The 24,042-nt window shown below is 66.8% G+C and carries 18 protein-coding genes; 15 read left to right on the top strand and 3 right to left on the bottom strand.

Annotation, left to right across the window (positions count from 1 at the left end):
* Positions 1-557: 557 nt before the first annotated feature.
* From pqqB to ABD793_RS42135, 10 genes are all read left to right on the top strand, one after another.
* Complete coding sequence (pqqB, locus tag ABD793_RS42180; RefSeq protein WP_344869467.1) at positions 558-1,460, top strand: pyrroloquinoline quinone biosynthesis protein PqqB; 903 nt, start codon at positions 558-560, stop codon at positions 1,458-1,460.
* A complete protein-coding gene (gene pqqC / locus ABD793_RS42175) occupies positions 1,457-2,152 on the top strand; it encodes a pyrroloquinoline-quinone synthase PqqC (RefSeq protein ID WP_344869466.1) in 696 nt (231 codons plus the stop codon). The genes pqqB and pqqC overlap by 4 nt, the downstream gene beginning before the upstream one ends.
* Positions 2,152-2,427, top strand: coding sequence for a pyrroloquinoline quinone biosynthesis peptide chaperone PqqD (gene pqqD / locus ABD793_RS42170; RefSeq protein ID WP_344869465.1), 276 nt, complete (start codon positions 2,152-2,154; stop codon positions 2,425-2,427). The genes pqqC and pqqD overlap by 1 nt, the downstream gene beginning before the upstream one ends.
* A 5-nt stretch (positions 2,428-2,432) precedes the next feature.
* Positions 2,433-3,548, top strand: a complete 1,116-nt coding sequence (gene pqqE, locus ABD793_RS42165) for a pyrroloquinoline quinone biosynthesis protein PqqE (RefSeq protein WP_344869469.1) — start codon at positions 2,433-2,435, stop codon at positions 3,546-3,548.
* A gap of 3 nt (positions 3,549-3,551) precedes the next feature.
* Positions 3,552-6,080: an aminopeptidase N gene (gene pepN, locus ABD793_RS42160; RefSeq protein WP_344869464.1), complete on the top strand. Its 2,529-nt coding sequence runs from the start codon at positions 3,552-3,554 to the stop codon at positions 6,078-6,080.
* A gap of 588 nt (positions 6,081-6,668) precedes the next feature.
* A complete protein-coding gene (locus ABD793_RS42155) occupies positions 6,669-7,676 on the top strand; it encodes a LysR substrate-binding domain-containing protein (protein ID WP_344869463.1) in 1,008 nt (335 codons plus the stop codon).
* Between the two features lie 98 nt (positions 7,677-7,774).
* Positions 7,775-8,752 carry a class I fructose-bisphosphate aldolase gene (locus ABD793_RS42150; protein ID WP_344869462.1) on the top strand — a complete coding sequence of 326 codons (978 nt, stop codon included), beginning with the start codon at positions 7,775-7,777 and terminating at the stop codon, positions 8,750-8,752.
* Between the two features lie 148 nt (positions 8,753-8,900).
* On the top strand, positions 8,901-9,935 hold the full coding sequence (locus tag ABD793_RS42145; RefSeq protein WP_344869461.1) for a fructose-bisphosphatase class II: 1,035 nt from the start codon (positions 8,901-8,903) through the stop codon (positions 9,933-9,935).
* Complete coding sequence (locus ABD793_RS42140) at positions 9,932-10,993, top strand: HAD-IIA family hydrolase (RefSeq protein ID WP_344869460.1); 1,062 nt, start codon at positions 9,932-9,934, stop codon at positions 10,991-10,993. Before ABD793_RS42145 ends, ABD793_RS42140 begins: the two co-directional genes overlap by 4 nt.
* A gap of 410 nt (positions 10,994-11,403) precedes the next feature.
* The gene (locus ABD793_RS42135) at positions 11,404-11,967 is read left to right on the top strand and encodes a manganese efflux pump MntP (RefSeq protein ID WP_344869459.1); all 564 of its coding nucleotides are present in this window, start codon (positions 11,404-11,406) and stop codon (positions 11,965-11,967) included.
* 71 nt (positions 11,968-12,038) lie between these two features.
* Here the strand turns inward: ABD793_RS42135 and ABD793_RS42130 are convergent, their stop codons facing one another.
* On the bottom strand, positions 12,039-12,509 hold the full coding sequence (locus tag ABD793_RS42130) for a ribose-5-phosphate isomerase (protein WP_344869458.1): 471 nt from the start codon (positions 12,507-12,509) through the stop codon (positions 12,039-12,041).
* Between the two features lie 1,475 nt (positions 12,510-13,984).
* On the opposite strand from ABD793_RS42130, the gene katG reads away from it, so the two are divergent.
* The 4 genes from katG (at position 13,985) to ABD793_RS42110 (ending at position 19,587) form a co-directional block, all read left to right on the top strand.
* Entirely contained in the window at positions 13,985-16,222 is a 2,238-nt protein-coding gene (gene katG, locus ABD793_RS42125) for a catalase/peroxidase HPI (RefSeq protein ID WP_344869457.1), read from the top strand.
* Positions 16,223-16,989: 767 nt separating this feature from the next.
* A complete protein-coding gene (locus ABD793_RS42120) occupies positions 16,990-17,445 on the top strand; it encodes an MSMEG_3727 family PQQ-associated protein (RefSeq protein ID WP_344869456.1) in 456 nt (151 codons plus the stop codon).
* Between the two features lie 16 nt (positions 17,446-17,461).
* On the top strand, positions 17,462-19,141 hold the full coding sequence (locus ABD793_RS42115; RefSeq protein ID WP_344869454.1) for a PQQ-dependent dehydrogenase, methanol/ethanol family: 1,680 nt from the start codon (positions 17,462-17,464) through the stop codon (positions 19,139-19,141).
* A 239-nt stretch (positions 19,142-19,380) separates the two neighbouring features.
* Positions 19,381-19,587 (top strand): recombination activating protein 1, encoded by a 207-nt coding sequence (locus ABD793_RS42110; RefSeq protein WP_344869452.1) that lies wholly within the window; start codon positions 19,381-19,383, stop codon positions 19,585-19,587.
* A gap of 106 nt (positions 19,588-19,693) precedes the next feature.
* Here the strand turns inward: ABD793_RS42110 and ABD793_RS42105 are convergent, their stop codons facing one another.
* Entirely contained in the window at positions 19,694-21,100 is a 1,407-nt protein-coding gene (locus tag ABD793_RS42105; RefSeq protein WP_344869450.1) for a DNA-binding protein, read from the bottom strand.
* A gap of 676 nt (positions 21,101-21,776) precedes the next feature.
* Here ABD793_RS42105 and ABD793_RS42100 point away from each other — a divergent pair.
* Positions 21,777-23,228 (top strand): DNA-binding protein, encoded by a 1,452-nt coding sequence (locus ABD793_RS42100; RefSeq protein ID WP_344869447.1) that lies wholly within the window; start codon positions 21,777-21,779, stop codon positions 23,226-23,228.
* A 104-nt stretch (positions 23,229-23,332) separates the two neighbouring features.
* On the opposite strand, the gene rpe is transcribed toward ABD793_RS42100, so the two are convergent.
* Positions 23,333-24,013: a ribulose-phosphate 3-epimerase gene (rpe, locus tag ABD793_RS42095; protein ID WP_344869468.1), complete on the bottom strand. Its 681-nt coding sequence runs from the start codon at positions 24,011-24,013 to the stop codon at positions 23,333-23,335.
* Between the last annotated feature and the right edge of the window lie 29 nt (positions 24,014-24,042).

The raw sequence follows: 24,042 nt of genomic DNA, 5'->3' as shown, positions 1-24,042 counted from the left end.
ACCGAGAGTTAGCCTGCGGGCAATACCGGGCGGGCCCGGACCGGCCGACCGCCGGTTCGCGCCGCGTGGCCGGAGGCGCCCGGCCGCCGTCGGGCACGGCTCGGCCACCAGCGCCACTGCCCGCGCCCCCGCTCCTCGGCTTCAGGTCCGCGCCCGGTCGGCCGTCCACACCGAATAACCGCAGGTCACAGTGCTTGTCGGGCCGGGCGCGGGAGGCGTATCGACACCCGGTGCCGCTGCCGTGTTCGCCGGGTTCCGCTCGTCGCAGCGCGGCGCCCGTTCGTCAGTGATTCGGTGCCGGTCGTTCGCGATCGGTTGCCAGGCCGGGTGCGGGCGAAGAGGCTGGAGAAAGACAAGCCGAGTTCAGGGCGACTATACCCAATGGTCACCCTGGCCGAACCCTCGACGGGCAACGGTGCCTTGTTGTACGGCCGTTGCCGGGGTCGAATTTGAGGGAGGACGCCATGAGGTGGGAAACGCCTGATTTTGCGGTGGTCGAGGGGTGCCCGGAAGCCGGCGGCCAGCTGTGCCGCCACCGTTGACGGATTGTCGAGCCTGTGTTAATTCATTGCCTCGGAGCCGCCGCGGGCGGCGGCTATCCGCAGTGGAACTGCGCTTGTGCCGGGTGTCGTAAGGCCCGTGCCAAGCCCGAAGCCGCGACGGCGCACGCGGGGATTGCGATTTCCGGCGACGGCGAGCAGTGGTTTCTGCTGAATGCAACCCCGGACGTGCACCATCAGATAGCCGCCGATCCCGCTTTGCATCCGGGTCCGGAAATCCGGGAGACACCGGTCGCCGGTGTGTTGCTGACGGACGCGGAGTTCGATCACACCATCGGCCTGCTGATGCTGCGCGAGGAGTCGGCGCTGACGGTGTACGGCACGTACCCCGTGCTGGAGGCGTTGACCCTGTGGTTCCCGATCCGGGACTTGCTGAGCGACTACGCGGACCTCTCCTGGTCGCTGGTCGAGATCGGCAAGCCGCTGGATCTGGACGATCGAGTGCGGGTGACCGCGTTCCTGACCGGCTCCAAGCCGCCTCGCTACGTCGGGAAGTCGCAGCTTCGCGGCGCGGCGTCGGAATGGGAGGTCGGCTTCCGCCTGGAGGACAAGCAGACCGGCGGGATCGCGGTCTACGCGCCGACGCTGCCCAAGTGGGACGAACAGTTCGCCGAGCAGGTCGCGTCGGCCGATTGCGTCTTCGTGGACGGCACGTTCTGGACGGACGACGAAATGTCCAGCCAGGGTGCCGGAAGCCGTACCGGACGCTCCATGGGGCACATGCCGGTCAGCGGTGACGACGGCTCGGCCCGTGCGCTGGCTGCACTTCCGGCGAAACGGAAGATCTACACCCACATCAACAACACGAACCCGATTCTCGACGAAGAGTCCGAAGAGCGGCGCCGGTTGACGGACTTGGGCATCGAGATCGGTCGAGCCGGCCTGGAGGTGGAAATATGAGCGCTTGGTCTGCGGTGGAGTTCGAGGCGCAGCTGCGGTCGATCGGAGAAAAGCGGTACCACCATCTGCATCCGTTCAACGAGCGGATGCACTCGGGCGAGCTCTCCGAAGGGGAGTTCCGAGGGTGGGTGCGGAATCGCTTCTATTACCAGATGAATCTGCCCAAGAAGGACGCGTTCATCCTGACCAAGCTTCCCGGCCGGGAGGATCGCCGGCAGTGGATCCAGCGCATCATCGATCATGACGGGCGGACCGGCGACGAAGGCGGGCTCGAGAAGTGGATCCGCCTCGGCAACGCGGTCGGGTTGACCCGCGACGAACTCTACGACGTCGACACGGTGCTGCCGGGCGTACGGTTCGCGGTGGACGCCTACGTGGACTTCTGCCGCGAGAAGCCGTGGCTGGAGGCGGTGGCGTCGGCGCTGACCGAACTGTTCGCGCCGGATCTGCTCAGCAGGCGGATCACCGACGTTTCGCACCACTACCCGTGGATCGCCACCGAAGGCCTGGAGTACTTCCGGGCGCGGCTCACCCAGCAGCCCAAGGACATCGCGCATCTGCTCGAGCTGGTGCTCACCAACGCGAAGTCGAGGGAACAGCAGGACGCGTGCGCCCGAGCGCTGGAGTTCAAGTGCGACGTCCTCTGGAGCCTTCTGGACGCCGTGGAACTCGCGTACAGCAAGAGCTCGTGATGGACGAAACAGACTTGACGGCCATCCCGAAACTGGCGACCAAGGCGATGCTCAAGCATGACAACGTCCGGGACGTGGAATTGCTTCTGCTGCCGGAACGGGTCGTGCTCCTGAACAAGTCCGGGGCGGCGATCCTGGGGTTGTGCGACGGCAGCCGGACGGTGCGCCAGCTGGTGGTCCAGCTCGAAGAAGATTTCGACGCTGCCGATCTCGGGAACGACGTGATGACTTTCCTTCAAGATGCGCGTGGACGGGGTTGGGTGGTAGTCACATGAGCGGCATGCCGCAGCCGTACGGCCTGCTGGCCGAAGTCACGCACCGGTGTCCGTTGCACTGCATCTATTGCTCGAACCCGTTGGCGTTGCTCGAACGGCAGGACGAACTCGGCACCGAAGACTGGTTACGGGTGATTCGCGAGGCAGCCGAACTCGGTGTCGTGCAGGTGCACTTCTCCGGTGGTGAACCTCTCGTCCGCGGTGACCTGGAGACGCTGGTCGCCGAGTGCCGTCGCCTCGGCCTGTACACGAACCTGATCACGAGCGGGCTCGGACTCACCGAAAGCCGGGCGAAATCGCTCGTTTCGGCGGGCCTGAACAGTGCCCAGCTGAGCATTCAGGGCGACGCCGCGGAGTCGACGAACCTGGTCGCGGCGAGCAAACGGTTCGACAAGAAGGAAGCCGCCGCGCGCATCATCCGTGAGGCCGGACTTCCGCTGAACATGAATGTGGTCCTGCACCGGCTGAACCTGTCCCGGTTGGACGCGATCATCGACATCTGTGAGTTGTGGGGCGCCGAACGGCTCGAGCTCGCGAACAGCCAGTACTACGGCTGGGCTCTGCGCAACCGTGACCTGCTGATGCCGAGCAAGGCCCAGCTGGACGATGCGGTCGGCGTTTACGAACGCCGGAAGGCCGAGCTGGGCGACCATATGGAAATCCTCTGGATCCTGCCGGACTACTACGAGCCCTATCCGAAGCCGTGCATGGGTGGCTGGGCGCAGAACGCACTGACCGTCGCACCGGACGGCACCGTGTATCCCTGCCCGGTGGCCGCGGAGATCACAACGATGAACTTCGCCTCGGTTCGTGACCACGACCTCGCGTGGATCTGGCAGAAGTCCGAGGCGTTCCAGGCCTACCGTGGAACGGCGTGGATGCCGGACCCGTGCCAGAGCTGCCCGCGCAAGGAACTCGACTTCGGTGGCTGCCGTTGCCAGGCCTTCGCGTTGACCGGTGACGCCGGGCGCACCGATCCGGTGTGCATGCACTCGCCCGATCACCACCTGGTGCAGGACGCGCTCGTCCGGGCCAATCAGGAAGATGTCACCGAAGACGAAGAACTGCTCCGGAAGAAGCTGGTTTACCGCCGCCCGACCGTGTCGGCGCACCAGCGTTGAGGAATGCCGGGCGAGGGCCGGGTCGCGTCCAGGGGCAAGCTGACCGAGCACGAGGCGGCGACGCGGGCTGCCGAGGTCTCCGACGTCCGTTACGACCTCGATCTCGACCTGACCGTCGGCGAGCGGAAGTTCGCGACGAGCACGGTGGTCCGCTTCCACGCCCGCTCCGCGGACGTGGTCGTGTTCCTCGACTTCGCGGGGCAGGTCGAATCGGTCGAGTGCAACGGCCGTGAACTGGGGCCGGACGCGCAAGCCGGGTCGCGCGTCCGGCTCGACGTGCGACGCGGGGAGAACACGGTTCGGGTGGTCGGCTCCGCGGCGTATTCGCGAACCGGTGAGGGGCTGCACCGGTTCTGCGACCCGCTTGACGGCCAGGTCTATGTGCACACGAAATTCGAGCCCTTCGCGGCGCACCAGGTCTTTGCCTGTTTCGACCAGCCTGATCTGAAGGCGTCGGTCGACCTCACCGTGACGGCCGGCGCGCACTGGGTTGTCGTGGCCAATACCGACCACACGGAGCCGGTGTCGCCGGCCGGCGAAGGGCGTTCGAGGTGGCGGTTCGCGCGCACACCACCGCTGCCGCCGTATTTGGTCGCTTTCGCCGGTGGCCCGTTCCGAGCAGTGCGTTCCAGCCACAGCGGAGTGCCGCTGGCCCTGTACGCGCGGGGCTCGCTCTTCGAGAACCTCACTGGTGAAGCGCCCGAACTGTTCGACGTGATCAGCCGCGGGCTCGGCTTCTATTGCAAGCTGTTCGATATTCCATACCCGTTCACCAAGTACGACCATGTCTTCGCGCCCGAGTACGCGTTCGGGGGCATGGAACATCCGGGCTGTGTGACGCTCAACGAGCAACTCCTGTTCCGGCATCGGGTCACCGAGGAAAGCCGGCGAAGGCGAGCCGAGATCCTGCTGCACGAGATGGCGCACATGTGGTTCGGCGACTACGTGACGATGCGCTGGTGGGACGATCTGTGGCTGAACGAGTCGTTCGCGACGATGATGGCGGTCGTTGCACAGGCCGAAGCGACGCGGTACGGCGAAGGCTGGACTGCCTTTGCGCACCACGCCCTGCCGGCGGCCCGACATGCCGACCAGTTGCCGACCAGCCACGCGATCCGGGTGCCGACCGCGGACACCGACGCCGCAAGGTCGAATCTGGGCCCGATCGTCTACTTGAGAGGCGCGGCAGTGCTCCACGAGCTCGCCGAGCGCGTGGGCTGGGAATCCTTCGTCGCTGGTGTGCGCGCGTACCTGCGGGCGTACGCGTGGGGAAACGCCGGCTTCGCCGACTTCGTGGCGGAGCTGCGGAAGGTGTCGGACGAAGCGGTGGACCAGTGGGTGGGCGAATGGCTGCTCCGCGGTGGAGTCAACACGGTCGAGGTGTCTCGCGGTGCGGACGGGGATCGGGTTGTCCAGCGTCCCGATCCGGATGTTCCGCCGCGCCACCTGAATCTGCGGGTCGCTGCTTTCGGCGACCGCTCGGGCAACTTGGTACTGCAGCAACGTGTGCGTGTGTCGCTGAGTCCCCGTGCGTGCGCAAGTGAAGCCGTGCTCGGCAGTCCGGATCTGCTGGTGCCCAATGACGACGCGGTGAGCCACGTCAAGGTCAGCCTGGACTTGCGGTCTCGACGGACGGCCTTGCGCAGCCTGTCCACACTGGACGAACCACGGACGCGGGCAGTCATCTGGGGAGCGTTGTGGGACGACGTGCTCGACGCACGCCTGCCCGCGCGGAGCTACGCGTCGGCCGTTCTCACACACGGCTGGTCGGAGAGCGACGGCGGGGTGCTGGAAGTGCTTTTGGCGCGGGCTGTGCAGGCTGTTCAGGTCTACGGCGACCCGCTCGGCCGTTGCCGAATGCTCGAGGTCGTGGCACACCAAGTGCGCGAGCAGTTGGCCGGTGCCGCGGCGGGCAGCGATCGCCAGCTGGTCCTGGTTCGCACTCTCGTTGGCGTTGTCGGAGCGGACGACCACGGTCTGCTCAGCGAAATCGTGCTTGGTCGGTTTTCCTCGGCGGAATGGGAAGTGGATCGAGATCTGCGGTGGCGGGCATTGCTCCGCCTCGCTTCGACCGGCGGCGACATCGACGGACTTCTGGACGTCGCGATGGAAGCCGATCCGGGCGACGGGGGCCGTAGGAACGCACTGATGGCCCAAGCCGCACGCCCCACCGGTGCGGCCAAAGAAGAAGCGTGGACCCGGGTGCTGAGCGAGGACTTTTCGCTGGCGGAACGGAAAGCGATCATGGCCGGGCTGCGGCAGCCGGATCAGGAGGCGGTGCTGACCCGGTACGCGGACCGTTACTTCCGGGCGGTGGAGAGCCTGGCCGGGGGCACCGAGCCGGAATTCGTGCTGGCCTTTGCACGTGCGCTCTATCCCCGCTTCACCACCGTGGAGCACGGCGTGCTGGCGGGCACGGACGACCTGCTGTCGAACGAGCTGCTCCCCGGAAACGTGGTGAAGGTGCTCTGCGAGGAGCGGACCGAACTGCTCATCAGGCAAGCAGCGCGTGCGTGCGACGCGGCGCACTGACCGGTCCGGTGGTGGATGGCACAAGGCTCCGGTGCTCTGTGCATGCCGGAGCCTTGCGCCAGCAGGAGTCCCGTTGCGGGCATCGATGAGTCCGACATCCAGGCGGCAACCGGAAAATGTGAAGCGCAATTCCGAGGACCGGCGGCATCCGGGCCGCGCCTCGATATCCAGAACTATCAGTGGTGCAGCAGAATCGCCGCAACCCGAGTCGAACGAGTGGCCGCGAATCGAGGACGAACGGCGCCGGTGCTGACACGAGGGGGAGCGCCAGGCCCGGCCTGCCGGCCGTCGCCGGCGTCGGGATTACCGGAAAACCGCAGGTCAGAGCGGTTGAGCAGGGTGCGGTGGCGAGGTCATCGGCGCTGTTTGCTTTTCGGGGCGGGCCGTAGGTGGCCCGGTGCACACCGTTCATGCTGGCACGCCCCGCGTTCGTGGCCAACGGATTGACCGCACATACCGGCCGGGGCAGTCTCATGGCACACCGCGAGTCGCAGGTGCAGTCGAGCTCTGGCTTCGGGCATCCGGCCAAAGCTGAGCGTTCCGACCGCAGGTAACAGCACAACGAAGTCTGGAGCGAGAGGTGAAATCATGGTTCTTCCTTCAAAGATGCCTCAGCTCGCCGACCTCGATTTGCTGCTGTCCGTCGAGAGCTATGGCAGCGTAGGAAAGGCCGCTCAGGCGCACAGCCTCTCACAGCCTGCCGCCAGTATCCGGATCAGTGCGATGGAACGCCGCCTCGGTCTCCGGCTGCTGGAACGCTCTCCCACCGGTTCGAAGCTCACCGAGGAAGGCGAGATGCTGGCGAAGTACGCCCGCAACGTGATGCAGGCGGCGCGAGAGCTGCTGGAATTCGGGTCGGGCTCCCAGACCTCGTACGCGAAACGGTTGCGGGTTGCGGGCAGTCCCGGCGTCTCCGAGCACTTGATTCCCGAATGGCTGAACCGCTCCGGATTCTCGTTCGGCGAGGCACGGGTCGAAGTGCAGACCGGCAGCGTGGACACGCTCCGCCAGCTGCTGCGCGCGAGCCACGTCGATCTCGCGTTCATCGACGGCTGGTGTCAGGCCGGCAGCCAGGTGCAGAAGCAATTCGGCGAGGACATGGTGACCCGGTACATCTGCGACGACAAGCTGGCCGTGGTGGTCGGCTCGAGGCATCCGTGGGCCACCCGGCCGCGCCCCTTGACGGTGCAGGAGCTGGCGTCCGCTCCGCTCGTACTGCGCGAGCGCGGCTCAGGACTGCGGGAGTTCACCGACGAACTGCTGGGCACCGCGCGCGTGCCGCGCAGCTATGTCGAATTCCCTTCCAGCGCGGCGATCAAGCAGGCAGTCGCGACGAGCCAGCGGGTGACCGTGCTGAACATCTCCACGGTCAGGTCCGAGCTCGCGGAGGGCAGGCTGCATCTGGTTGCCGTCGACCAGGAGATGCCTGCCCGGCCGATTTATGCGGCTTGGAGTGAGCGCTGGGGTCTGCCGGAGTATGCGCGAGAACTCGTGGAGATCGCGGCGTCGAAGGGTAGCCCGGTGCCGGTTTTCGTGCCTGGGCAGAAAAACAAGAACAGCCGACTCGTGGAGGCACGCACCACTACGAAGATCTAGCACGCCCGGTCGACGTCGCTGCGTCGACGACCTGATTGCCGAACCAGTCGTGAACATGCCACACCGTGCGGTGTCGAGCGCAGGAGGATCAACGATCGATGTCAGCTCTGAATAAGATTGCGCGTACGCTCGTCTCGAACAGGCGCGGTATCCTTGCCGCCGACGAGAGCATCGGGACGATGTCCTCCAGGCTGGAGAGCGTGGGGGTCGAGGCGACCGAGGAAAACCGTCGGATCTACCGCGAGTTGATCGTCACCACCCCCCGGCTCTCGGAGTCGGTCAGCGGGGTCATTCTCGCGGACGAGACCTTCCACCAGAAACTGTCCAATGGACGCACGTTTCCGGAGTACCTCGACGATCTCGGCATTCTCGCCGGAATCAAGGTGGACACCGGGGCGAAGCCGCTTGCCGGTGCACTGGAGGAGAAGATCACCGAGGGCCTCGACGGGCTGCGCGAGCGAGTGAAGGAATACGTGCGGCTCGGCGGTACGTTCGCCAAATGGCGTGCGGTGATCACCATTGGGGACAACGTGCCCTCCGCCCGCGCGGTGCGGGCGAACGTGCACGCGCTGGCGCGCTACGCCGGGCTCTGCCAGGAAGGCGGCCTGGTGCCCATTGTGGAGCCCGAGGTGCTGATGGACGGCAGCCACTCACTCGCGAAGTGCCAGGAGGTCACGACTGCCGTGCTGGCGGAGCTGTTCGAGGAGCTCGACCTGCTGCAGGTGGAACTCGACGGCATCGTCCTCAAGCCCAACATGGTGGTTGCCGGGAGCAGCAGCCCGGAGCAGCCCACGGTGGCCGAGGTCGCCAGTGCCACGGTGGAGACGCTGCGGGCGACCGTGCCTGCGTCCGTGCCGGGCATCGCGTTCCTTTCCGGCGGGCAGAAGCCGGAAGTGGCGACCGAGCACCTCGGTGCGATGCAGCATCTCGACCCGCTGCCGTGGGAGCTGACCTACTCGTTCGGCCGGGCGCTGGTCGGACCGGCCCTGGAGACCTGGCGGGGCGAGGAGAGCAACCGGGCTGCGGCACAGAAGGCGCTCTCCGACCGGGCCGTCGCGAACGCCGCCGCCCGCTGAGTGCTCGACCTGGAGGGCGGGCCGGATCGGTTACCCGGGTAGCCGGTCCGGCCTCGCCCGGCTTGGCGTTCATCGTCGTCGTGGCCGAGTACCTCGCGGACCTTTCACCCGGTCTCGTGCCACCGCTCGTGCACATGGATTGGTGTCAATGACGACTCAGGAATGGGCCGCCCGCGGGGTTTCCGGTGCTCCCCGCGCGGAGGGACGAAACGCGGATGCAATGGCCGGCGCCGGGCACTCCGATCACGCCCTCGCGCTCGAACTCGTGCGGGTCACGGAGGCAGCCGCGATCGCAGCAGGCCGGTGGGTGGGCCACGGCGACGAGGACAGCGGCAAGCTCGCCGCCGTCGACGCGATGCACGAACACCTCAATTCGGTGTCGGTACGCGGCGTGGTGGTGCTCGGTGCAGGCGGAAAGCGGCTGCCCCGGGGTGCGGACGCCGGAAACGGCGCCGGGCCGGCGTGTGACATCGGGATCAGTGCGGGCGACGGCGCCCTTTCGATTGCACGGGACGTGCCGAACGCGCTGACGGCGATCGTGGTGGCCGAGCGCGGTGCGCTTTACGCTCCGCCGGTTCGCTATCTGGAGAAGCTGGCTGTCGGCCCGGACTACGTCGACGTGGTCGACCTCAACCGGCCGGTGGCCGACAACCTGCGTGCGGTGGCCAAGGCCAAGGGCGTTGACGTTTCGGATGTCGCGGTCGCCGTGCTCAACCGGCCGCGGCACCTGGATCTCGTGCGCAAGATCCGCGATGCCGGTGCGCGGGTCCATTTGATCGAGGGAGGCGACATCGCGGGCGCGGTTGCCGTGGCGCGCCCGGAGAGCCCGGCGGACCTGTTGCTGGGCGTCGGGGGAGCGGCGCAGGGGGTGCTTGCCGCGGCTGCCCTGTCCTGCCTCGGTGGCTCGTTGCAGGCCCGGTTGCGGCCCGACGACTCCGGCCAGGGTGACCCCGGGCACGACTTCGAAGCGGTTCTCCACAACGAGGACCTGGTGGGCGGAGGGAACGTGTTGTTCTGCGCCACCGGGGTGACCGGCAGCGAGCTGCTGCGCGGGGTGGCGCACCACGCCGGCCGCACCACTACCCAGTCCATTGTGGTGTCCTCGCCGGAAACGGTCCGGATCGTCACCTCCGAACACCGGTGCGAGATCGAGGAAAGCCGCGAGGAGTATCGATCCGCATGACGGACGAGATCGCCACGACGTCCGTCCGGGCCGAACCCCTCATCGCGCGTTACCGCGGACTGATCTGCGATCTCGACGGGGTGGTCTACCGCGGCGCCATGGCTGTTCCGCATGCGGTGGATACCTTGAACCGGGTGACGGCGGACGGTGTGCCGGTCGTGTTCGCGACCAACAACGCATCCCGTCCTCCCGGGGACGTCGGCGATCACCTCCGCGAGCTCGGCGTGGCGCCGGAGGGCTGGTCGGTGGTCACCAGTTCCCAGGCGGCCGCAGCACACCTGGCGGAGCGTCTGGCCCCAGGGGCGCGGGTGTGCGCGGTGGGCGGGCCGGGCGTCGCGCACGCACTCACCGAAGCCGGGTTGACGTCGGTCCGTGCCGCGGATCTCGACGACGCGCCGGTCGAGGCGGTCGTTCAGGGGCTGGGGTTCGACATCACCTGGCGTGAACTCGCGGCGGTCGGCTACCTCGCCGAATCCGGAGTCACCTGGGTGGCCACGAATGTCGACCGCACGCTGCCGACGCCCTACGGGCGAGCGCCGGGCAACGGTGCGTTGATCGCGCTGGTCAAGACGGTGACCAGCGCATCCCCGCACGTGGTCGGCAAGCCGCAGCCCGCATTGTTCGAGCTGTCCCGTTCCCGGCTCGGTACCGCTCGGCCGGACACCCTGGTGTGCGGGGATCTGTTGGGCACCGACATCGAGGGCGCCAACTCGGCAGGCCTCGACTCGCTTTTCGTGCTGAGCGGTGCTTCCCGGCTGCGGGACCTGGCCTTCGCCGAGCAGGCCGCGCGCCCGACGTACGTCGCCACCGACCTGAGTGGACTGCTTGCGCCAGGACTGCCGCTGCACACGACCGCCCCCGAGTACCTCGTCGAACTCGGGCCGGATGCCGTTCCCCGCATGCCAAAGGGCGGTGCCAACGGGACATTGCTGCAGTCCGTGGTCTCCACGGCGTGGGCGGCTCGGGACGCAGGCCGTGCGGTCTCCGACGATGCCGGCGTGTGGCGCAGGATCGAGCAGCAGCTCGGACTGGCCCTGCCGGAGCAAGCGGCGAAGTAGTCTGCCCGGCGGCCGCCCGCGTGCTGCACCGTCCAAACGGGAGCCCTCTGGCGGCACTGTCTCCTATGGACTTTCTGTCCGCTTCGGCGAGTGCGGGCAGCACAGCTTGGTGAGCTCGTGCGCCTGGATTCACCGCACGGTTTCGCGCCCGTAATCCGCCGGTCACCTCAAGATCCCCACCGGTCGCCCCGAGATCCCTGCCGTTCATCCCATGCTCATTGAGCGGGATCCGGCGAGGGCTCGACAATCTCCAGCAAGAAGGCTCCCCAACCCCACCAGGTATCTCGGGCTCGCCCGTCGAACCGCGGAACGCCCTCCGGTGCGCGGAGCGGCGTGGTGCGGGGTGCCGTCAGCGGGGTCTCCCTGCCGCTGGTCGGTGGCAGCACCCAATCCGGAGAATGGAATTCTAGATGTTCGGACTGATAGGACTCGGGTTCGTTCTGGGCCTGGACAACTTTCGCACCTCACTCGTGCTGGGGGCGCTCAAGCCGACCTTCCGTCAGTCACTCAAGACATCTGCCATCTTCGGCTTGTGGGACGGCGTCGCACCGCTGGTCGGGCTGTTGATCGGAGAGGTCATCGGCGAAAACCTCGACGAGACCGCCGAAACGATCGCCATGATCGGACTTGGCGTCTACGGGGTGTTCCTCGTCATTCGGTCGCTGGTCTCCCCGGAGCGCGCGGATCCGGACCTGAAGTGGGCGCGCTGGGGGTTGCCGATCCCGTTGAGCGTGGACAACGTCGCCGGTGGCGCAGCGCTGGGCATTGCCGGTTACAGTCCATGGCTGGCGCCGATCTTGTTCGGAGTCATGACTTTCGTGATGTCACTCGCCGGGCATCAGCTCGGCAGCGTGGTGGTCCGCTTCATCTCCTGGATCCCGAAGATCAATACCGACATGCTGGTGGGTGCCTGCTTCGCGGTCATGGCGATCCTGATGGCGTTCGGCGTCACGCTGCCGCTCTCGTACGACTGATCTCCTGACTGGCCTGCGCGGTGGTCATCGACCTGGTCGATGACCACCGCGCACCTCGTTCCGCAGCCAGGTCATTCTCCGGGCAGGGCGGGTGGTACGCCGGTGCGCTCGTAGTCCGCGAGCAGGTCGATCCTGCGCTGGTGGCGGCCGCCCTCGAACTCGGTGGTGAGGAACGCGTCCACGATGCGCTCGGCCTCCTCGACCGTGTGCATCCGGGCGCCGATGCCGGCCAGCTGCGCGTTGTTGTGCTGCCGGGCCAGCTTGGCGGTGTCCACGTTCCAGGTCAGTGCGGCGCGTGCGCCGGGAACCTTGTTCGCGGCAATTTGCTCCCCGTTGCCGGAGCCGCCGACGACGATGCCCAGACTGCCCTCGTCGGCGACAACGCGCCGTGCGGTTTCGACGCAGAACGGTGGATAGTCATCCTGTGCGTCGTAGCCGGCGGGGCCGACATCGATCACTTCGTAGCCGAGGCCGGAAAGCCTCTTGACAAAATGGTTCTTGAGTTCGAGTCCGGCATGATCAGAGCCAAGGTAGATTCGCACAGTGACATTCTAGGTCAAAATTCGCGGATTGACAGGGCGATGCTCGGCCTATTCCGCGAACTACCGTCCAGGTGTGGACCGTGAAAGCCGGAAGACTTACTCGCGGAATTGCGCCGGCAGGTCGAGGAAACCGGGCCGGTCGTTCCCGGATGATGCGGTCCGCTGTTCGCGGCACCCGACCATGCTCCCGCGCCTGGTGGAGGAGGCAAATCCGCCGGCTGGTCGACGGGGCCGGCCGCTCGTCCCGGCCTGCCGGTGGCCGTGCCGGAGCGGGCGTCGGCAGGTCGCGTTCACCTGCACCGCCGCTACCGACGTGCGGCGACGACGGTGTCGGTCCAGTCGGTCACCGTCTGAAATCAAGTGCGCGGCTGGGACTGCTGCATGTCGGGGACCGGTGCACCCGTTTGCGGGTTGCGGCTCGGCTACGCCATGGATCGGCACTGGGTGCCGCACTGCGTCGTTGACGTCGCTGCCTGCGTAAACGTAGGATAGTTCTGTAGTATCTCCAGGTAACTAGCCTCGCGCTCGGCGTCGGTAGCTCGGCAGTCGTGGGTCGGTGAGCGGTGATCTCTGCTATTACGCACAGGTTTCCCCAGCTCAAGTGAGCCTCACCGGGCACGTCTGCGGCCGGCGTCGCGCCTGGTTGCGCGCTGTCGGCCGTCGGTGGACGCAGCCGCCCCACTCGTGGGCCCGGGGGTGCCGTTCGGCACTGGTTACCGACCACTGGTTCAAGGTCAGTTGCGACGACTGCGTTAAATCGAAGATGCTCGTTCATGGCCGCGGAATTTCGGGAGGTTGTCCTCGAAATTGCGCGGACCACGAATGTCCGGTCTTCGCCCAGTCGCCGGGCGCAGCCAACAGTAGGAGGAAATTATGAAGTGGGAAACTCCGGAGTACACGGTGGTCGAGGTGTGCGCTGAAGCTACCGGCTACTTCTACCGGGGCTGAGCGCTGGGCCTCGAGGCCCGTGTCGCTCGATTTCTCGTAGTCGCGTCAGGTGGCTAGCCTGCGACGGGGCTACGGCCGCGTTGGCGCAAGGCCCCCGGATCAGCACGATGATCGCGCAGGGGCCTTGCGTCATTCGCATGAAGTGCAGTCAGCGTGTCGCCTGCGGTGGAAACCCGGTCATGCATTCGAGGTGGTTGGATGACTCTCCAGTTTCTTCCGCCGCGCACGCCGGCTTTTTTTCGCAGTATTGACGAACCTCGTTCGTCGGTGGTGCTCGAAACCATTCCTTTCCGGTGGCCGCGCGCGGTCGAGGCAAGCCGGATGCGCACCGCCTCCGGCGCGGGCTTCCTGGGCAGGTATTACCGCGGTATGCTTGAACTGAGCCGGATTCGTGAGGTCGAGCTCCCGCGACGAGGGCGAATCACACTGGTCGCGGGCGACCGGAAGAACATGCTGGTGGCGGTCTCCCGGCGCACTGCGCCGAGGCGCTCGATATCTCAGGCTCGGCAACACCTGGGAGGACACCAATGCCAGAGAATCCCGACACCCACGTTTACCGCACTTACGACAAGGTCCTGAGCGAGACGGCGCCGGCCCGTCAGCGCAATCATCCGACGGCAGGCGGCAATGCCAACGACTGGTGGCCGCACCGGGTCGATTTGGGAGTACTGCGCCGGAACCAGCCCGCGGACAACCCGCTGGGCGAGGACTTCGACTACGCCGAGGAATTCGCGACGCTCGATCTCGACGAGGTGGCGCGTGACCTCGACGAGGTGCTGACGACCTCGCAGGACTGGTGGCCCGCGGACTTCGGGCACTACGGTCCCCTCGTACTGCGGATGGCCTGGCATGCGGCGGGTACCTACCGCATCTCCGACGGCCGAGGCGGTGCCGGCGCCGGAATGCAGCGCTTCGCCCCGCTGAACAGCTGGCCGGACAACCGAAACCTGGACAAGGCACGCCGATTGCTGTGGCCGGTCAAGGAGAAGTACGGGCGCCGGATCTCCTGGGCGGACCTGATGGTCTTCGCAGGGAACCGGGCACTGGAGTCGATGGGCTTCAAGACTTTCGGGTTCGGCGGCGGCCGGGTCGACGTGTGGCAGGCCGACGAGACGTACTGGGGTCCGGAACGCAAGTGGCTTGCCGACGACCGGTACAGCGGTCTGCACGAACTCGATATGCCGCTGGCGGCCACCGAAATGGGGCTGGTGTACGTCGATCCGCAGGGCCCGGCCACCAATCCCGATCCGGTGCTCGCCGGCCGCGACATCCGCCAGACGTTCCGGCGGATGGGCCTGAACGACGAGGAGACGGTCGCGCTGATCGCGGGCGGCCATACGTTCGGCAAGACCCACGGGCTGGTGGATCCCGCCTTCAACCTCGGCCCCGAGCCGGAGGCCGCGCCGCTCACCGGGCAGGGCCTCGGCTGGGCGAACCCGCACGGCACCGGCAAGGGGCCGGACACCACGACCTCCGGGCTGGAGGGGATGTGGACGCGCACGCCGGTCGAATGGGACCACACGTTCTTCGAGACGTTGTTCGAGCACAAGTGGGACGTCGAGCTCAGTCCGGCCGGGCTGTGGCAGTGGATCCCGAGCAATGGCGGCGGCGAGGGCACCGTGCCGGACCCCTTCGACCCGGACACGAAACACCATCCGGTCATGCTCACCACCGACTTGTCGTTGCAGGAGGACCGGAACTACGAGTCGATCTCGCGGCGGTTCCTCGAGCATCCGGACGAGTTCGAGGACGCGTTCGCACGGGCCTGGTTCAAGCTGACGCACCTCGACATGGGCCCGGTCCAGCGCTACCTCGGCCCGCTCGTACCCGCCGAACGGATGATCTGGCAGGACCCGGTGCCGGAAGTGGACCACGCACTCGTGGACGCCGGCGACATCGCCGCGCTCAAGCGCGAAATCCTCGGATCGGGCCTGACGGTCGCGCAGCTCGTCTCCACGGCGTGGGCGTCGGCTTCGACCTACCGCGACAGTGACAAGCGCGGTGGGGCGAACGGGGCCCGGATCCGGCTCGAACCACAGCGCGGGTGGTCGATCAACGAACCCGAGCAGCTGGGTGTCGTGTTGACGGCGCTGGAGGCGATCCAGCAGCGGTTCAACACTTCCCAGCAGGGCGACAAGCGGATTTCGATGGCCGATTTGATCGTGCTCGGCGGCTGTGCGGCGGTGGAACACGCCGCCGCGGCCGGTGGTCACGAGGTCGACGTCGCGTTCCGCCCCGGGCGCACCGACGCGACGCAGGAATGGACCGACGTCGAGTCGTTCGGCGCGTTGAAGCCCACGGCGGACGGCTTCCGCAACTACCTTGGCAACGGCTTCTGGATGCCGCCGGAGCATCTGCTGGTCGACCGCGCGAGCCTGCTGACCCTGAACGCGCCCGAGATGACCGTGCTGCTCGGCGGGCTGCGGGTACTCGGAGTCACCCATCGACGTTCCTCGACGGGTGTGCTGACCTCGTCGCCGGGGGTGCTGACGAACGACTTCTTCGTCAACCTGCTGGACATGGGGACGCAGTGGGCGCCGAGGCGGGCCGGGGACATCTGGACGGCGATCTACGAGGGCCGTGAATGGGGCACCGGCGAGGTGAAGTGGACCGCGAGCCGGGTCGATCTCATCTTCGGGTCGAACTCCGAGCTGCGGGCGCTCGCGGAGAGCTACGCGTGCGAGGACGCGGGTGAGAAGTTCGTGCGGGATTTCGTGTCCGCGTGGGTGAAAGTGATGGAACTCGACCGCTTCGACCTGCGCTGAGGCTTGCCCCGGCGGTGCCGGGACGCGCACGGCGGTCCGGGCAACGGCCGGAGCAGCGGCCCGGCCGCATCTCGCGCCGCGTTCATCCGAACGTGGCAAGCACTGACGATCAAGGGCCAACGGCACGCAGCCGGCCGGTGCGACGGTCGGCGCAGCACGCTGACCACGTCCGGAATTTCGGTCAAAACCCAGTCGTAGCAACAACATCGGCCACCGGTCCCGAGTGCAAGATGCAGGTCGGCTCGCGGGAGGCCGGACGGCCGTCTCGGCTGTCCGCCGGACGCGTGCTCGCACGAACGGTAGCTCGTGGCGGGGGAGCGGCGGGGTCTGGCCGGTCGGTGGCGACGGATATCGGAAAGGGTTGACCGGAGGTAGAGTCAAAACTCGTTACCAGATCGGAAATCGGTGCCCGGTAGCGGGACGGGTACCGGAAACACAACGATGTGTAGGTGATCCTCATGGCGTCGAGGAGTTCTGCGGGATTCCTGCGGAATGGCCCTTGATCGTAGTGGCCGAAGGTGCGATCGTATTCAACGATCAACGAGCTGTCGGTAGCGGCGCACCTGGTTGATTAATTCGGACAGTACAGTACGGTATTGATCAACACCTTCGAATGTTGCGCCAGGTCAAGCTCGGCTGCGGCGCAGCGTCCAAGAAAGCGTGCGTTTTTGCGTAATGCGAAAACGACGCCGGCGCTTTCGTGTAGAAGATACGTTCCGCGAATTCTGTCAGAATGTTCATTTTTGCTGACGAGGAGGTGAAGTCCGATGACGACTGCGCAGGAACGAGCCGAACTCCTGGCCGAGATCGGCGGACAGAACAAGGCAACCATGGGTGCCGTGCTCGGGACCGGCTCGATCGCCAAGGCGACCGAGCGGGCCGACGGTACGATGGAAGCGACCATCCGGATCCCCGAGGACGCCATGGCGTGGGAGCCCGCGGTTCTCATCATGCCGCACTCCGGAGTCATCGAGCTGACGATCATCAACGATGACAAGAACACCCACGCTTGCCTGCTGCCCAGCAACGGCGACAAGAAGTTCATCGGTCTGCTGAACCACTCGAAGGGCCGCGCGACGCTCGAACTGGACGGTCCTGGCTACTACTGGTACGGCTCGCCCGCCGGCAACGACGAGGGCAGGGGCTTGACCGCCGCCATCGTCGTGACCGGCGAAGTGCCGCCGGAAGCCAAGCTCGACCGACCTGCCCAGCCGCGGCCGTAGAAAGGTAGGAACCACCATGACCGTCGAATACGTCGACGCCGGCGAGGCGTTCAACCACAACCAGCTTTCCAGCCTGCCGCACAGTGCTCCGGACGTGACGCGCGGCGTCAACTACGAGCGCATCCTCAATGCGCGCAACGAATCGAACAACTGGATCACCTACTACGGCGACTACGACGGCAAGCGGTACAGCCTGCTGGACCAGATCAACGCCGACAACGTGAAGAACCTGAAGGTCGCCTGGATCCACCAGGCGAGCTCGACCGGTCTGATCGCCTCCACGTCGACCTATGCGTTCGAGGCCTGCCCGATCGTGGTCGACGGCGTCATGTTCGTCACCGGCTGGGACGGCTGGCTCTGGGCGCTCGACGCGGTGACCGGCGAGCAGCTGTGGCGCTACAAGCACGCGGTGCCCTTCGACGTGACGCTGTGCTGTGCCAACGTCAACCGCGGCTGCGCGGTGGCCAACGGCAAGGTCTACATGGTGACCCAGAACGCCCAGCTGCTGGCGATCGACGCCACCAACGGCCAGAAGGTCTGGCAGAAGACCATCGGTGACGTGCGGGCGGGTGAGAGTGCCTCGATCGCCCCGCTGGTCGTCAAGGACACGATCATCACCGGTTCGGCCGGTGGCGAGTACGGCGTCCGCGGGCACATCGACTGCTGGGACCTGGAGACCGGTGAGCAGCGCTGGCGCACCTACACCGTGCCGAAGCCGGGTGAGCCCGGTTCGGAGACCTGGCCCGCCGACGGCGAGGCCTGGCAGCGCGGCGGGGCGAACCACTGGGTCACCGGAACCTTCGACCCGGAGCTGAACCTGTACTACGCGGGCACCGGGAACCCGGCTCCCGACTTCGACGGCGAGGTCCGTGAAGGGGACAACCTCTACACCGACAGCGTGGTCGCGGTGGACGTCGACACCGGCGAGATCAAGTGGCACTACCAGTTCACCCCGCACGACCTGTGGGACTACGACTCCACGATGGAGATGACCCTGTTCGAGCGGGACGGCAAGAAGCTGCTGGCCCACTTCGACAAGAACGGGTACATGTTCGTCCTGGACCGCACCAACGGCGAGCTGCAGCACGTCTCGCCGTTCGTCGACCGGATCGACTGGGGCACCATCACCCGCGACGGCAAGTTCCTGCCGCGCAAGTACCCGGACAAGGAAGGCGAGCCCTGCCACTTCTTCCCCGGCCCGGCCGGCGCGAAGGAATGGACGCACGCGTCGTACAACCCGGAGCACGACCTGTTCTACGTTCCGGTGGCCGACGTCGGCGCGACCGCCACCCGGCGTCGTCGTGAGTTCAAGGAAGGCATGCCCTACTGGGGTGCCGCCGTCGAGGTCGACGTCGACAACATGGCAGGGTCGGTCAGCGCGTTCGACTCCCACGGTGAGGAGAAGTGGCGCTACCGGCTCAACGTGCCGATGGCCGCCTCGACGCTGGCCACCGCGGGGAACGTGGTGTTCGCGGGCACGCCGACGGGTGAGTTCCTTGCGCTGCACGCGGAAACCGGTGAGAAGCTCTGGAGCTTCCAGTGCGGCAGCGGGCACCACAGCAGCCCGAGCACCTTCACCGTGGACGGCAAGCAGTACGTCTCGGTGCCGGTCGGCTGGGGTGGCTGGCTCGAAGGCATCGTGCCCGGCATGTCCGGTCAGGGCCACGGTGCCGCGCTGATCACGTTCGCACTGTGATCGGGAGACGGCACTGAAGTACTGCCGCGAGACCCGAGGTTTCGCTTCCCCCGCCCGGTGATCGAGTCGTCCCAGTGACGGCCCGGTCACCGGGCGGGGGTCCTTGGTGCGTCCGGGTTCGTGCCGGGCGGGGCCCGGCGTGGTCCCGATGGCGGTGGGTATTTGACCCTCGCCCTGGTACGTTTTTCGGACGCACCTCGGTCATGGGGAAAGTAACGACGAAAGCACAAGGTGATCTGATGAACCAGTCGTCGGTGCCCCAGCAGGACACCGGACTCGAGGGCCTGCCGTGCCAGTATTGCGGGGAGACCTACGGGGCCGACGAGATCGCGTGGCACACCGAGCCGGTGCATTGCGGGCCCTGTATCACGTGCGTCGACAAGCCCGCGTGCTTCAGCTGCCGTCTCATGTACTGCGTTTGCGACGTGCACCGGTATCGCGGCTGAGGGACGCTGCGGGCCGGGCTCAGGTGGCAGTCCTCAGTGGACGCACGTAGTCCGGCCCGTTGTGCGGCACCGGAAACTCTTCCGGACGCGCCGGAGCCGGTCGCGGTCAGATCTCCAGCGCTCGGCGTACCAACGGCGTGTTCCGCCGGGAAACCGGCACCATGGTCTTCTCCGGGTCGTCCATGACCAGGAACAGTTCGCCCTTGCACCGGCGCTCGACTTCCCGGACCCGGCTGAGGTTCACCACGTATTGCCGGTGCACCCGCAGGAAACCGGAATCGTTCAGCTCGGTCTCGAGCTTGTCGAGGCCGGGCAGGGCGGAGCGCAACCGTCCGTCGTCAGTGGACAGCCATACGTCGTTGCCGTCCGACTGTGCGAACGAGACTTCCGGAAGTTGCAGCAGGACCATGCGGTTGTCGCGGGTCGCCACGACCCGCTGCGGCTGTGCCCGAGGCGGGGCTTCTCCGCCCGTGCGAGGTCCGGTGGTGGGTAACGGATCCCCTTCGTCCACACCGAAGGAGACCAGGTTGCCGACGAGGTGCCCGGACAGGAACACCGGCCGGAAGCTGATCGCCGTCGATTCATTGGCCAGCCGGGTGAAGATCTGTGTCGAGCCGACCCAATCGGGATTGCGCGTCGCCTGTTTGGCGGCGTATCTGGCGGCCCGGATGAATTCCGGCAGTTCCGGCTTCCAGCGCACCGCGGGATCGGGGGCAGGCGTGGAGCCGGGAATGCCGAGGAGCACGCCGGCGGTGTCGTCGGCGAGTACCACCCGGCCTGCGGAATCCACGGCCGCGAGCGGGGCGCTGGAGCGCGGCCTGGCGTGGTTGAAGGCGGCCATCAGCTCGGCGCCGTCGTCCTGTGCGCGCCGTCGCAGGATGCGCTGTGTCATCGTGGCGGCGTTGCCGAGCCAGCTGCCCACTGCCGAGGGCAGCTCGCCGCGCCAGCACGAGATGTTGAGCACCGCGACCGGTTTCCTGGTCACCACGTCGCGCACCGCCACGCCGGCGCAGCTCCATTCGTGGAAAGCCTGGCACCAGTGCTCGGCCCCGCGGATCAGCACGGGGGTGTAGGACATCAGCGCGGTACCCATGCCGTTGGTTCCGGTGGCGCCCTCGGACCAGCAGAACCACGGCGCCATGTTGGCCTCGGTGGCGACCGTGCGGGTGGCCTGGTCCCCCCAGTGCGCCAGTACCCGGCCGCCGGCATCGGTGATGGTCACGATGCCGCCGAGGTTGCTGATCTCGTGTGCCAGCGAGGCGGCGCGGAAGCCGAGTTCGGCGATCACGACATCGTGCTCCAGCGCGTGATCGACTTCCGCGACGGCCACCGGCGCTTCGGTGAGGTACGGGTCGACGCGGTACTGATCGCGGCACCGCTGCCAGGAAATCGCTATCTCGGGTCGCACTCCGCGGATGTTGTCCTCGCCCCGCACGAACTGCTCCCACGCACCGTGCACCGTCCCGTCTCCACGGCTGGCGGAGGCTGGTTCGAGCCGGCGTACCTGTGCCATCTAAGACCGCCTTTGGTCTGTTGCCAACCCGGACGGCACACCAGCGCTCGACGCCCGCTCGTGTGCTACCTGGTGTACCGGGCCTGGCCGTGTTGCTTGGCCGTCAACGAAACTAGGCTCTTTCTCGATTGAAGGGCAAGCAGAGTGGGATGACTGCGGGCCGAGCACTGACGAACGGTCGTGATCCGGCGATTATCGGTGGCCATCTGCCGACCAGCGGTCCCCTGTTCTTCACCCGGATGGCCGTGGATTTCCGTGGCACGCCAAGATCATGCCCGGCTTCCGGTGGACCGACGAGCAATGGTCACGGTGCGGAGCTTCCCCGACGCCGTCGGTGAACCGGTGCCTGCCCACCGGGGGAACCAGTGCGGTCCGGCGCGCCGGACCGTCCCGGCGGGTTGCCTTTCGGTATCGTCGACTTGACCAGGTTGGCGTTGTGCCGCATGCTGTTTTGCCGATTGACCACGTGTAGCAGCAGTTGTCCGTCTTGGTCGGTTGTGTGGCCGGATTGCCGGTTTTCCGGTGCCGACCTGCCGACCTTGTCGGTCTACAGCCATGTGGTTGAACGACCAGGACATGTCTTGCATCGTCGTGCTGCGCCGGGTTACTTTGTATCTTCTGTCACTACCCCTTGGTCCCAGGAAGCCCTGGTGCGCCAGGCGACAAGGAGGTCGCGATGACCGGGAGAGTGCCACCGCTGGCTATCGCACCGAGCAAGTCCAGTGGCCGTGACCATCTGGTGGATGGCTCTCTTGTGACCACCTCATCGGCGAAGGAAGTAGCCCGTGCCTGGGAAAGCTTCGCCGGCGGGGAAGACATAGAAACGGGCGTCCGGCCCGAAATCCTGGCTTCGTGGTACCGCTGCCGCGATCGGTACGAAGTCGATCGCACGCTGGACGTCGCGCCGGGCGCGCGCAGTGACGACGCCCAGCGAGTCGACAACGGCGTCATCTTCACCGCGCTCGGCGGCCTCGGTGCGCTGGCCGGACAGGAAGTGGAGCGGGACGGTGCGGTCGTCACCGTCACCGACGGCGATGGGCGCGTCCTCGGAGCCTGGGGTGACCCCTCCGCGCAGCGGCGGGCCGAGTTGCACAACCTCGCTCCGTGGTCGTCGTGGTCGGAGGATTCCACCGGCACGAACGGGATGGGCACCTCGCTCGAGGTGTCCGGACCGGTGACCGTGACCGGACCGGAGCACTGGTGCGAGGCCTTCCACCAGTGGGCCTGTGCGGGCATCTCGATCCGCGACGTGGTGACCGGCGCGCCGGTCGCGTCGATCAACATCTCGCGGTGGAACGCGTCGCTGTCGAAGTTCGTGCCGTCCTGGCTGACGACCGCGGTCGCCTGCGTCGAACAAGAGATTTACCGGCGTGCGGTCTACGAGGCGGACAAAGTAATCTTTGAATTCAACAAAGCCTGTGCCCAGGCCAACGGTCCATTCATGGCGATGGACCGTGGCGGGAACGTGATCGCCGCGAACGAAGAAACCGTCTCGTTGCTCGGCCTGTCCGGCGAGACCTCCATCGTCGCGGGCGCGATCGAGCCGGCGCAACGCTGGCTGCCGGACATCTCGGGGCTTCCCGACGTGGTGCGGTGGGCCAAGGACCGGGCGCAGGGAGCCACGCAGTGGAGCGGGTACGCGTGTCTGCCGGTGTGTCCGGGTGAGGAGCCCACCCCGCTGACCATGCGGCCGGTCGTCGACGCGAACCACGTGGTGGGCATGCTGTGCCTGTTCGGGGTGCAAGAGGGCGAGCCGTACGAGAGCCCGGAGGAATCCGAGGTCGGTCCGCTGCCCCGGCGGATCATCGGGATGCGCAATGACCGGCTGGTCCTGCTCGCCCCGTCGGAGATCCGCTACGCCGAGGCCGACCGGAACATCGTCTGGCTGGTCACGGAGCGGGGCCGGATCCAGGCGGCGACCCGCGGCCTGGAGAACGTCGAGCGGTTGCTGACGCCGTACGGGTTCCGCCGGGTGCATCGGCGGTTCCTGGTCAACCTCCGCCGGGTGGCAGAACTGGAGCGGGGGATCAAGGGCGAGCTCTTCTTGATCATGGACTCTCGCTCGCACGAGTTCGTTCCGGTTTCGCGGCGCCACGCCCCGGAACTGCGGCGGATGCTCGGCGTGTAAGCATGCGATTCGGCTGGGCCCCACCGCGCAGGCGGTGGGGCCCAGCCGAACTCGAAGGAAAACCGGGTGGCCCGAGAGAAGAAGACCGGGTGGCCCGAAGAGAATCAGCGCTCGGTGTGCGCGGAACGGGTCTCCACCTGGCTGCGTAGCCCCTCCACGGCCTGTGCCGGATCCGCGGCGGCGTAGACGGCCGAACCGGCCACGAAGCAGTCGACACCGGCCTCGGCCGCCTCTTCGATGGTGTCGGTGTTGATCCCGCCGTCGATTTCCACGACCAGGTTCAGGTGACCTGTGTCGACCATCGTTCGCGCCGTGCGCACCTTGTCCAGGACGTCGGCGATGAACTTCTGCCCGCCGAAACCGGGCTCCACGGACATCACCAGCAGCGTGTCGTAGTGCTTGAGCACCTCGACGTAGGGCTCCAGCGGGGTGCCCGGCTTGATCGCCAGCCCCGCCTTCGCGCCTGCGGCTCGCAGGTTCTTCGCGAGCATGACCGGATCGTCGGCGGCCTCGACGTGCACCGTGACGTTGTAGGAACCCGCTTCCGCGTACGCGATCGCCCAGCGATCCGGGTTCTCGATCATCAGGTGGCAGTCCAGCGGCAGATCGGTAGTTGCCAGTAGCGACTGCACGACCGGCAGGCCCAGCGTCAGGTTCGGCACGAAATGTGCGTCCATGACATCGACGTGCAGCCAATCTGCTCCGCGGCCTGGAGGTCCTTTCACCGCAGCCACTTCGTCGGCGAGCCTGGCGAAATCGGCGGACAGGATGGACGGCGCGATCAACGGCTGGTTCGACACGACACCAGCGTAAA

Source organism: Amycolatopsis ultiminotia (genome assembly GCF_039536925.1).
Classification (GTDB): domain Bacteria; phylum Actinomycetota; class Actinomycetes; order Mycobacteriales; family Pseudonocardiaceae; genus Amycolatopsis; species Amycolatopsis ultiminotia.
This window is presented reverse-complemented; position numbering and strand designations above follow the sequence as displayed.